This window comes from Pectobacterium zantedeschiae (assembly GCF_004137795.1).
In the GTDB taxonomy this organism is placed as follows: domain Bacteria; phylum Pseudomonadota; class Gammaproteobacteria; order Enterobacterales; family Enterobacteriaceae; genus Pectobacterium; species Pectobacterium zantedeschiae.
The window spans coordinates 1-11,875 of record NZ_NWTM01000002.1 but is presented as its reverse complement, the minus strand read 5'-3'; the positions used below and the strand labels follow the sequence as shown (position 1 = coordinate 11,875).

The following is an 11,875-nucleotide window of genomic DNA, read 5'->3' as shown; positions in this document are numbered from 1 at the left end:
GAAAGTTATCTGACTGGCATAAGAAATCATGCTGAGGTATCAGTGAACGCCGAGTGAGCGACAGGACGTCGCGAGAGTCAGTGCCGCGTAGGGAACGCGTCACTGGCGACTCGATAAGCGTTCAATGATTCCGAAGGCACCGCGTAGCGGCAGGATTTCAGCCAACAGCCTGGGTTCATAGGGCAAGCGGCGTTTGAGCTGCCCTATGTCGGGCGTGGCGTATTCGTCACAAAATATAACCTTTGCCCTCACGCCCGAAACGCCCCCAGTCATGCATAACTCAGACAACAATATCTGTAAGCACCCTATCAATACCTAGTCGGCATCATAACCAAGATTCGGCGCCAGCCAGCGCTCAACCTCTCTCACTTCCATGCCTTTACGCACCGCGTAATCCTCTGCCTGATCGCGCTGGATTTGTGCAACAGCGAAGTATTTGCTGTCAGGGTGACTAAAGTACCAGCCGGATACCGACGCGCCCGGCCACATGGCATAGGATTCAGTTAGCTTCATACCCGTCTGTTTTTCCACATCCAACAACTGCCAGATTTGTACTTTCTCCGTGTGGTCCGGGCAAGCCGGATAGCCCGGCGCGGGACGAATGCCCTGATAATTCTCACGAATCAGCAGATCATTACTGAGGTTCTCATTCGGCGCATAGCCCCAGTAAACCTTACGCACACGCTCGTGTAAGTATTCCGCAAATGCTTCCGCCAGACGGTCAGAAATCGCCTTCACCATGATCTTGTTGTAATCATCATGCTGAGCTTCCCACAGATCGGCCAACGTATCCTCTTCCAGCCCGCCGGTCACCGCAAAAGCGCCCAGATAGTCAGGCTTACCGCTAGATTTCGGTGCCACAAAATCGGACAGGCAATAGTTCGGGAAATCAGTTTTTTCCGTCTGTTGACGCAGGTGATGGCTGACTGACAGTACCGTTTCGCGCCGTTCATCGGTATAAATAACCACATCATCACCCACGCGGTTCGCCGGGAATAAGCCAACCACGCCACGAGGATTCAATGCACCGCGCGCAGATAAATCGTCCAGCATCGTGTTAGCATCAGCAAACAGGCGCTTGGCCTCTTCACCTACCACCTCATCTTCCAAAATGCGGGGATACTTTCCCGCCAGCGACCAGGTCATGAAGAACGGCGTCCAGTCGATGTAGTTGCGTAGCGTTTCAATGCTGGCCGTTACGGCCTGCACACCCAGACGATGCGCAACCGGTGGCGTATAGTTTTCCCAATCCAGATCTGAGGCATTAGCCCGGGCCGCTTCCAGCGTCACGGGCGGCGTTCTCGGTTTTTTACGCGCGTGCTGAATACGCACGGTTTCATACTCTTTACGGGTACGTGCAACAAAATCATCATACTGTGTACCGGAAAGCAGGGCCGACACGACGCCGACAGAGCGTGAGGCATTCTGCACGTAGACCGTCGGGCCGCTGTAGTTCTGCTCAATCTTCACGGCGGTATGAGCTTTAGAGGTCGTCGCACCGCCAATCAGCAGCGGCAGCGTAAAGCCCTGACGCTCCATCTCTTTCGCCACGTTGACCATTTCATCCAGCGACGGCGTAATCAGGCCGGACAGCCCGATGATGTCGACATTCTCTTCACGTGCAGTCTTCAGGATTTTATCCGTCGGCACCATCACGCCCAGATCGATAATCTCGTAGTTGTTACATTGCAGCACCACGCCGACGATATTCTTACCGATATCGTGAACATCGCCTTTTACCGTCGCCAGCAGTATTTTCCCGGCTGACGAACCTTTGTCTTTACTGGCTTCGATGTAAGGTTCCAGGTAGGCCACCGCCTGCTTCATCACACGGGCGGATTTCACCACCTGCGGCAAAAACATTTTACCTGCACCGAATAGGTCACCGACCACGTTCATGCCATCCATCAGCGGGCCTTCAATCACTTCAATCGGTCGTGTCGCCTGCTGACGCGCTTCTTCCGTGTCCAGCTCGATAAACTCGGTAATGCCTTTAACCAGCGAATACTCAAGACGCTTCTTCACATCCCAACCGCGCCACTCCGCCTGCGTTTTACTGCCTTCATCTTCCGTTTTGCTACCGCGATATTTTTCTGCCAGTTCGAGCATACGCTCGGTGGCATCGCTACGACGGTTAAGGATCACGTCCTCTACCGCATCGCGCAGCTCAATGGGAAGATCGTCATAGATCGCCAACTGACTGGCGTTCACGATCCCCATGTCCATACCATTGCGGATCGCGTAATACAGGAAAACGGCGTGGATCGCCTCACGTACCAGATCGTTGCCACGGAATGAAAACGACACGTTGGACACGCCGCCGGAGATCATCGCATGCGGCAACTGTGCCTTGATATCTGCGCAGGCCTCGATGAAATCCACTGCGTAGTTGTTATGCTCGTCGATCCCCGTTGCCACGGCAAAAATGTTCGGGTCGAAGATGATATCTTCCGGGGGAAAACCGACTTCTTCCGTCAGAATACGGTAAGCCCGGCGACAAATTTCAATTTTACGCGCGCGAGTATCTGCCTGTCCGACTTCATCGAAGGCCATCACTACCACGGCAGCGCCATAGCGCCGCACCAGCTTAGCGTGATGGATAAAGGCCTCAACGCCCTCCTTCATAGAGATCGAGTTAACAATGCCTTTGCCCTGAATGCATTTAAGCCCCTTCTCAACGACCTCCCATTTTGAGGAGTCGATCATAATCGGCACACGGGCGATATCAGGTTCACCGGCAATAAGATTCAGGAAACGGATCATCGCCGCTTCCGCATCCAGCATGCCTTCATCCATGTTGATATCGATGATCTGCGCGCCGCTTTCCACCTGCTGGCGGGCAACATCAAGCGCCTCGTTGTATTTCTCTTCTTTGATCAGCCGTTTAAAACGCGCAGAACCGGTAACGTTTGTCCGCTCCCCTACGTTAACAAACAGCGTGTTGGCATCGATAATCAGCGGTTCCAGACCGGATAAACGGCAAGCCACCGGGATATCCGGCAGCTTACGTGGCGGCACGCCTTCCACGACTTTCGCCATCGCGGCAATGTGCGCAGGTGTCGATCCACAGCAGCCGCCGACGATATTCAGGAAACCGGATCGCGCCCATTCGCCGATATGCTTGGCCATATCAGTGGGATCCAGATCGTACTCCCCGAAGGCGTTAGGCAACCCTGCGTTGGGGTGTGCGCTCACATAGCATTCTGAAATACGAGACAGCTCGGCGACATACTGGCGCAGTTCATCTGGCCCCAATGCACAGTTCAGACCAAAGGAAAGTGGGCGGGAATGACGTAAGGAGTTGTAAAAGGCTTCGGTAGTTTGACCGGATAATGTACGTCCTGACGCGTCCGTGATCGTGCCGGAAATCATCACAGGTAGGACGATCCCCAGCGCCTCAAATTCGCTTTCGACCGCGAAGCTCGCCGCTTTAGCATTCAACGTATCGAAAATGGTTTCGATCATGATCAGATCGACACCGCCCGCGATCAATGCACGTGTCGATTCGCGATACGCCTCTACCAATTGATCAAAACTGACATTACGAAAAGCCGGATCGTTAACATCGGGGGAGATCGACGCGGTGCGGTTGGTCGGGCCAAGCACACCAGCAACATAGCGTGGCTTATCCGGCGTTAACGCTGTCCATTTATCCGCACTGGCACGCGCCAGCTGAGCGGCGACGGTATTGATTTCCGCCGACAGCGATTGCATGTCATAGTCCGCCATCGCGATGGTGGTGGCGTTGAAGGTGTTGGTTTCGAGAATATCGGCACCGGCTTCCAGATAGGCATCGTGAATTTCACTAATCACCTGCGGCTTGGTCAGCACCAGTAGATCGTTATTTCCCTTCACATCGCTCGGCCAGTCAGCAAAGCGCTCACCGCGATAATCTGCTTCTTGCAGGCGATAACCCTGAATCATGGTACCCATACCACCATCCAGTACCATAATGCGTTGCGCCAACTGACGCCGCAATTCGTCTACCCGATTACTCACGCGAACCCCATTCCCGGCCAATAAATACGATATGTTGTGTCTATCCTAGCATAAGTTATGAGCAGGCTAACGCGGTGTAGCGTGAGACTTTTTCAGGTAATTTGCCTATAAAAAACACAGAGAAAGAAGAGTTGCATTCTGTGGTAAAAAAACGAAAATCAATTCCATTACCATAAAAAGGAATCGACGCCATGACGCCACCAGAGTCAGCCAAACGTGGGAAAAAACCCAGAGCTAGCACGAGCACCGCGGCACAGCCAACCGGACAGGTTCAGTCGTTGACACGCGGTCTGACGTTACTTGAATATATCGCCAAAGCAAACGGCAGCGTGGCACTGACCGATCTGGCGCAGCAGGCCGGTTTACCGAATTCCACCACTCATCGTCTGCTCACCACGATGCAGCAGCAGGGTTTCGTGCGTCAGGTTGGCGATCTGGGGCTGTGGACGATCGCATCGCACGCGTTTATCGTCGGCAGTAGCTTTCTGCAAAGCCGCAACCTGTTGGCAATCGTACATCCGATACTACGTAAATTAATGGAAGACTCAGGCGAGACAGTCAATCTGGCCGTTCTCGATCAAACGGATAGTCAGGCGATCATCATCGATCAGGTGCAATGTACGGCGCTGATGCGTATGTCCGCCCCGATCGGCGGTAAATTACCGATGCATGCTTCCGGTGCCGGGAAAGCGTTTCTGGCGCATTTACCTGATGCTCAGGTCACGCAGTTGCTGCACAAGAAAGGGCTGCATGGCTACACGCCACATACGTTCAGTTCGCCGCAAATGCTGAAGGAAAACCTCTTGTTGATTCGCAAGCAGGGATATTCGTTCGATGACGAAGAGCATGCACTGGGGCTACGCTGTATCGCGGCCTGTATTCTGGATGAACATCAGGAAGCCTTCGCAGCCATTTCCATCTCTGGCCCCGTATCACGCATCACGGACGACCGCGTCACAGAACTCGGCGCGCTGGTGATCAAAGCGGCGAAACAGGTCATGCAGGAATACAGTGGGTTATAAACAAGGTGTATTCCTCGTCAGGCCTTTTAGGCGCATGTCTATGCAGACTGTGGGAAGGTTTCGTGCGCGATAATGCTGCCATTTTCATGCTACCTCGTAGCACGCGCCCGACACAGGGCGCTCAAGCGCCGCCGCCCTGTGTACCCAGGCTTTCCGGCTAAATTATTCCGCTACGCGGTTCCATCGGTGTTCCTGACCGCTAGTCGAGCCGCCAGTGACGCGTTCCATACGCGGCACTGGCTTTCGCGACGTCCTGTCGCTCACTCGGCGGTCAAGCCCACCGCTGCATAATTTTTTACGCCGGATGACGACAAAAGCCAGAATCATTCTCAGCAGTTGTGTATCGCGGATCAGCACGCTGACTAAAACGCTTGCGGCGTCGGTAGGCGTACACATCCTCAATATGCCCTTCCCTGATGCGCTGCTGTAATGCACGCCAGTAGTCCGCACAAAACAGATCGCCATGCATTTCCTCAAACAGCGTACGAATATGGCGGTCGCTACACAGGAAATGCGGAAACTCTTCGGGAAACACATCATTCGGCGCAACGCTGTACCACGGCTCTGCGGCTAGCTCGTCCTCCGGGTGACGCGGCGGCGGAATCTTGCGGAAATTTACTTCGGTCATGTAGCAAATTTCATCATAGTCATAAAACACGACCCGCCCATGGCGCGTGACGCCGAAATTCTTAAACAGCATATCACCGGGGAAAATGTTCGCTGCTGCCAACTGTTTGATCGCATTTCCATACTCTTCAATCACATCATGCAATTGCTGCGCGTTTGCCTGTTCCAGATAGAGATTCAGCGGCGTCATCCGGCGCTCCATATACAAATGTCGGATCACCAGCCGATCGCCCAGATCCTCGAGCTTTTCCGGTACCTCACGCCAAAGCTCATCCAGCAGTTCCGAGCTAATACGGTGCTTATCGATGACGAAGTTTTCATATTCCTGAGTATCTGCCATGCGCCCGACGCGATCGTGTTCTTTCACCAGTTGATAGCACGCCATTACCCGCTCCGCACTCACCTCTTTCTGCGGCGCAAAACGATCTTTGATAACCTTAAATACGCGATCGAATGAAGGCAGCGTAAACACCAGCATCACCATGCCTTTCACGCCGGGAGCAATAATGAACTGCTCTTTTGACTCCGCAATGTAATGCAAATATTCGCGGTAATACTCGGTTTTACTGTGCTTCTGGCAGCCAATAGCCAGATAAAGCTCCGCCGTCGTCTTCCCCGGCAAAATGTCACGTAGCCAGGCCACCAGCGCAGACGGCAACGGGGCATATACCATGAAGTAAGAACGGGCGAAACCGAACACAATGCTGGCGTCTGCCTGCGCCGTCAGGCAGGTATCAATAAACAGCGCACCGCGTTCGTTGTGGTGAATGGGCAACAGAAACGGAAAAACGCCGTCAGGCAACGACAACTTCCCCACCAGCCAGGCCGCTTTATTACGATAAAACAGCTCATTTGCTACCTGTAACGTCGCCTGAGCAAGCTGCTCAGTGGAGAAGGTGCGCTGTAAATACGTAACGATATAGTCGATATCACGTGGCAAATCTTCCCACGGTAAACGCAGCGGCACATCACTCAGCAATTTTTCCAACATACGCAGCCAGCCGTCAGCTGGCACAAACGTCTTGGCAATAGGTCGGGGAATTTCATGAAAGCGCTGTTCTGGCTGAGAACTGAAAACAAACAGCTTATCGGGAGTCAGCTCCCGATGATTAAACAGCCGACAATAAACGGAATTGAAAAAACTCTCAGCAATCTCGAAACGCGGATAGTCCGGCAGTAAGCGCGTGTAGATATGTTTCACCCGAGCTAAAAAATCCGCATCATCGCAGCGAATACCGGTAATACAGCGCAACTGTTCGACTACCAGACCAACATGGTGATCGTATAGGTGAATACGCTGTTTCATTGCCTGTTGCACCGCGGGCCAGTCAGCCTGTTCAAAACGCTGCTGTGCGCCCGCAGTCACTTCGAGAAAACGACCATATTGCGCATCAAACCCTTGCAGGATCGTCTGCGCCACCAGTTTTTCAAGGTCACGCGTCATCATGATCTCCAGATGAAACCCGGCCAGTTGAACACTAGCCGGGTTAGGATCAGAACTGCTGTTCTTCCGTCGATCCCGTCAGCGCCGTCACTGAAGACTCGCCTCCCTGAATGATGTTCGTCACCTTATCGAAGTAGCCAGTACCGACCTCCTGCTGATGCGATGAGAAGGTATACCCGTCTTTAATCGCTTCAAATTCAGGCTGCTGTACTTTTTCTACGTAGTGCCTCATCCCCTCGCCTTTTGCATAGGCATGCGCCAGGTCAAACATGTTGAACCACATGCTGTGGATGCCAGCCAGCGTAATAAATTGATACTTATAGCCCATCGCCGATAGCTCATCCTGGAAACGCGCAATCGTGCTGTCATCCAGGTTCTTCTTCCAGTTAAAGGAAGGCGAACAGTTGTACGCCAGCAACTTGCCAGGGAACTTAGCGTGGATGGCCTCGGCAAAACGACGCGCCAGCGATAAATCTGGCGTTGAGGTTTCGCACCACACCAAATCGGCATAGGGCGCGTAGGCCAGTCCGCGACTGATCGCCTGTTCAATCCCTGCGCGCGTACGATAGAAACCTTCTACCGTGCGTTCTCCAGTAATGAAATCACGATCATATTCATCACAGTCGGAAGTCAGCAAATCTGCGGCATCCGCATCGGTTCGCGCCACCAGTAAGGTGGGCACCCCCACTACATCCGCAGCCAGGCGTGCTGCAACCAGTTTCTGAACGGCCTCCTGGGTAGGAACCAGCACCTTGCCGCCCATGTGCCCACATTTCTTCGCCGATGCCAGTTGGTCTTCAAAGTGAACCGCCGCTGCGCCTGCTTCAATCATCGATTTCATCAGCTCAAATGCATTAAGTACGCCGCCAAATCCAGCTTCCGCATCCGCAACAATCGGCAGGAAGTAATCGGTATGGCGCTTATCACCCGGCTCAATGTGGTTCGCCCATTGAATCTGGTCGGCACGCCGGAAGGTATTATTGATACGCTCGATCACCGCTGGCACGGAATTCGCCGGGTAGAGCGACTGATCGGGATACATGCTGGACGCCAGATTGGCATCCGCCGCCACCTGCCAACCGGAAAGATAAATCGCCTCGATGCCGGCTTTCGCCTGCTGTAAGGCTTGCCCACCCGTCAACGCTCCCAGACAGTTAACGTAACCTTTGCGGGCTTCGCCATGTAGCAGGCTCCATAACCGCGCCGCACCGAGCTGCGCGAGCGTGCATTCCGGGTTCACCGAGCCACGTAGATTAATCACATCTTCTGCGCTGTAGGGGCGCGTAATACCTTCCCAGCGTGCAGTTTTCCACTCTTTTTCGATATGCTGAACTTGTTGGGTACGAGAGGTCGTCATAGCAGAGGTTCCTTTTTATTATCAGTCAGGATTAATCAAGCAATGCGTAGCCGGGTAGCGTCAGGAAGTCGATCAGTTCATCTTGCGTGGTGATTTGTTCCATCAGGCGGGCGGCTTCATCAAAGCGCCCTCCGCTAAAGCGGGCATCACCTAACTCTTCCTGAATCACAAACATCTCTTCGGCCAGCATCTGGCGGAACAGCGCTTTGGTGATCACACGACCATCGCTCAACGTCTTGCCGTGGCGAATCCACTGCCAGATTGAGGTGCGGGAAATTTCAGCCGTCGCGGCATCTTCCATCAACCCATAAATAGGGACACAGCCATTACCGGATATCCACGCTTCGATGTACTGCACGGCAACGCGGATATTCGCACGCATCCCGACCTCCGTACGTTCTCCTGAGCAAGGTTCCAGCAATTCGTCAGCACGAATGGGCGCATCTTGTTCACGGCTGATATCGAGCTGATTCTTGCGTTCACCTAACGCCCGATCGAACACCTCCATTACGGCATCCGCCAACCCAGGATGAGCCACCCAGGTACCATCGTGACCATTATTCGCTTCCAGCTCCTTGTCTTTACGTACCTTATCCAATACCCAATTATTACGCTCAGCATCCTTACTCGGAATAAACGCCGCCATCCCGCCCATGGCAAATGCACCGCGACGATGACAGGTTTTGATTAACAAGCGTGAGTAAGCACTGAGGAAGGGTTTTTCCATCGTCACCGACTGACGATCGGGCAGAACGCGATCGCTGTGGTTCTTTAATGTTTTGATATAGCTGAAAATATAATCCCAACGGCCACAGTTCAGCCCAACAATATGATCGCGTAAGTGGTAGAGGATTTCGTCCATCTGGAAAACAGCAGGCAGTGTTTCAATCAACACCGTTGCTTTGATCGTCCCGCGCGGTAGGTCAAAGCGATCTTCTGTATAGCAGAACACATCGTTCCACCAAGCCGCTTCCTGCCATGACTGAGTCTTTGGCAAATAGAAATAAGGGCCACTGCCTTTCTTCAGCAATTCCTGGTAGTTATGGAAAAAATACAGCGCGAAATCAAACAGGCTACCGGGAATGGCTTCCCCCTGCCAGGAGACGTGTTTTTCAGGCAAATGCAGCCCACGCACGCGGCAAATCAACACCGCAGGATTGGGTTGCAGCTGGTAGATTTTTCCCGCTTCGTTGATGTAGGAAATCGTACCGCGCACAGCATCGCGTAAGTTAATTTGCCCATCAATCACCTTTTCCCATCCTGGTGACAGTGAGTCCTCAAAGTCTGCCATGAAAACTTTCACGTTGGCATTCAATGCGTTGATCACCATCTTGCGCTCAACCGGGCCAGTAATTTCAACACGGCGATCCTGAAGGTCATCGGGAATGCCACGTATCGTCCATGCTTTATCTCGAATGGAAGCCGTTTCTGAAATAAAATCGGGCAGATTTCCCTGATCGATATCGCGCTGCTGCACTTGCCGTTCAGCAAGTAATTGATTACGTGCTGGCGTAAAATGCGCAACCAATTCCGTCAGGAAATCAATCGCCTCCTCCGTAAGAATATGCTTCTCACCTTCGCCAAAACGCTGACTAAACGCCAACTCTCTGTTTATCGTCTGCTGCATCATTCGTGGTTCCTTTTCAAGATTCCGCTTCATTCATCAACAACCGCCAGATCGGCAAACCAGTATGTATATTTCTTAGCCGACAGAATTAAGCGTAATACAAGAAAAAACAAAATCAAAAACAATTTCCATTTTTATTAATTTATCTACATAAGCACATAATAAAAATGAAGATTAAAATTAAAAAGGAAGAGAAATAACTTTCACTAACTAATAGAAATGGAATGATTCAGCACAAAAAAGAAAGGCACCATAAACGGTGCCTCAGAGAAAAGAATTAGAATGGGTGTTGGGTTAGTCCAGTGTAGGATTCATTCGGCGTAAATCGTAAGGTGTAATCTGGTAGACATAGTAGTTCAGCCAGTTAACAAAAAGCAGGTGCCCATGGCTACGCCAACTCGCTTTTGGTGCCAGTTCAGGATTGTCGTCTGGAAAATAGTTAACCGGAACGGTCGGATCCAACCCAGCGTCACAATCACGGAAAAACTCTCCTGCCAGCGTCAGAACGTCATACTCTGGGTGCCCGGTAACAAACGCCAGACGCTTATCTTTACTAGCAAACAGGTAAGCACCAGCCTGTTCCGACTCAACCAGAATATCCAAATCCGTATGCTGCCGAATCACATCAGCCGGAAAATCCGCATAGCGCGAATGTGGAGCCAGAAACGTTTCATCAAAACCGCGAGTCAGCAACGCATGGGGTTGTAACGTCTGATGCGAATAAACGCCAGAGAGCTTTTCCTTACGGGTCATCTTAGGAATACCATAGAGGATATTGAGAGCGGCCTGCACAGCCCAACACACGAATAATGTCGAGGTAACATGTTCTTTTGCCCATTCTATGACCCGCGCGATCTGCGGCCAATAAACAACATCACAGAAATCGACTAACCCCAGTGGAGCGCCGGTAACAATCAAGCCATCAAAATTTTCGTCCTGAATGTCGTCAAAATTGCAGTAGAAGTTATTCAAATGCTCGGTTGGCGTATTCTTTGATTCACGGCTATCGATACGCAACAGCTGGATATCAATCTGTAGGGGAGAATTGGACAGCAGACGCAGAAACTGGTTTTCAGTCTCAATCTTCTTAGGCATCAGGTTCAGAACCAGCACTTTAAGTGGACGAATTTCCTGCGTTTTAGCACGTGAAGACGTCATCACAAAGACGTTCTCATTACGCAAAAAATTAACGGCTGGTAACTCATCAGGAACCCGAATTGGCATAACCTTATATCCTCAAAGCATACGTTTAAACGTTTAGACATCCAGATGCCCGAAGATAACGAGTTTTCGTACTAATGTCGAGTACTCAACGCATAAGGTGAAAATGTTTCACGAAACACTCGCTATACCATCAGCACTACTTCTGCTGAATACGGTTAAGCGCATCAGAATCACTCAGGGGAACAGAGCTAGAAATAACAATGAATTTAGATTTACGACAGCTCGCTGCTGTTATCTCCTGAAGTATGCGCCCCTCCACAGGAGAAAGCCCCCCTTCATTCATTTCCAAAGCGTGGATAAGTAATGCTGTGCGGCTAAACCAGTTGTTACGTAGAGACGTTATCCCAAAAACGACCCAAAATTCCCATAGCAAAAAGCCCCTGTCTTTCGACAGAGGCTTTCCACGTAGTTGATGCCTGGCAGTTTATGGCGGGCGTCCTGCCCGCCACCCTTCGGGCCGTTGCTCCGCAACGTGCAAATCCGCTCCCCGCGGATTTGTCCTACTCCGGAGAGCACTCACCGACAAACAACAAATAAAACAAAAAGCCCAGTCTTTCGACTGAGCTTTTTGTTTT

The 11,875-nt window shown here is 51.7% G+C and carries 6 protein-coding genes; 1 reads left to right on the top strand and 5 read right to left on the bottom strand.

What is annotated here, in order from left to right; all coding sequences use genetic code 11:
• Positions 1 to 315: 315 nt before the first annotated feature.
• A complete protein-coding gene (gene metH, locus CLR69_RS14685) occupies positions 316 to 3,999 on the bottom strand; it encodes a methionine synthase (protein ID WP_129712377.1) in 3,684 nt (1,227 codons plus the stop codon).
• A gap of 191 nt (positions 4,000 to 4,190) precedes the next feature.
• On the opposite strand from metH, the gene iclR reads away from it, so the two are divergent.
• Complete coding sequence (gene iclR / locus CLR69_RS14680; protein ID WP_129707164.1) at positions 4,191 to 5,021, top strand: glyoxylate bypass operon transcriptional repressor IclR; 831 nt, start codon at positions 4,191 to 4,193, stop codon at positions 5,019 to 5,021.
• Between the two features lie 295 nt (positions 5,022 to 5,316).
• Here the strand turns inward: iclR and aceK are convergent, their stop codons facing one another.
• The 4 genes from aceK to metA all read right to left on the bottom strand — a co-directional run bounded on the left by aceK (position 5,317) and on the right by metA (position 11,300).
• Positions 5,317 to 7,092, bottom strand: coding sequence for a bifunctional isocitrate dehydrogenase kinase/phosphatase (aceK, locus tag CLR69_RS14675; RefSeq protein ID WP_129712390.1), 1,776 nt, complete (start codon positions 7,090 to 7,092; stop codon positions 5,317 to 5,319).
• Positions 7,093 to 7,141: 49 nt separating this feature from the next.
• Positions 7,142 to 8,449: an isocitrate lyase gene (gene aceA, locus CLR69_RS14670; protein WP_129707166.1), complete on the bottom strand. Its 1,308-nt coding sequence runs from the start codon at positions 8,447 to 8,449 to the stop codon at positions 7,142 to 7,144.
• 31 nt (positions 8,450 to 8,480) lie between these two features.
• Positions 8,481 to 10,079 (bottom strand): malate synthase A, encoded by a 1,599-nt coding sequence (gene aceB / locus CLR69_RS14665; protein ID WP_129712378.1) that lies wholly within the window; start codon positions 10,077 to 10,079, stop codon positions 8,481 to 8,483.
• 291 nt (positions 10,080 to 10,370) lie between these two features.
• Positions 10,371 to 11,300 carry a homoserine O-acetyltransferase MetA gene (gene metA, locus CLR69_RS14660; protein ID WP_129712379.1) on the bottom strand — a complete coding sequence of 310 codons (930 nt, stop codon included), beginning with the start codon at positions 11,298 to 11,300 and terminating at the stop codon, positions 10,371 to 10,373.
• Positions 11,301 to 11,875: the final 575 nt, after the last annotated feature.

What these genes read in the sequence shown, in the direction of transcription:
- aceB (WP_129712378.1), bottom strand. Translation starts at nt 10,079, where the DNA reads ATGATGCAGCAGACGATAAACAGAGAGTTGGCGTTTAGTCAGCGTTTT.
- metA (WP_129712379.1), bottom strand. Translation starts at nt 11,300, where the DNA reads ATGCCAATTCGGGTTCCTGATGAGTTACCAGCCGTTAATTTTTTGCGT.
- iclR (WP_129707164.1), top strand. Translation starts at nt 4,191, where the DNA reads ATGACGCCACCAGAGTCAGCCAAACGTGGGAAAAAACCCAGAGCTAGC.
- aceK (WP_129712390.1), bottom strand. Translation starts at nt 7,092, where the DNA reads ATGACGCGTGACCTTGAAAAACTGGTGGCGCAGACGATCCTGCAAGGG.
- aceA (WP_129707166.1), bottom strand. Translation starts at nt 8,449, where the DNA reads ATGACGACCTCTCGTACCCAACAAGTTCAGCATATCGAAAAAGAGTGG.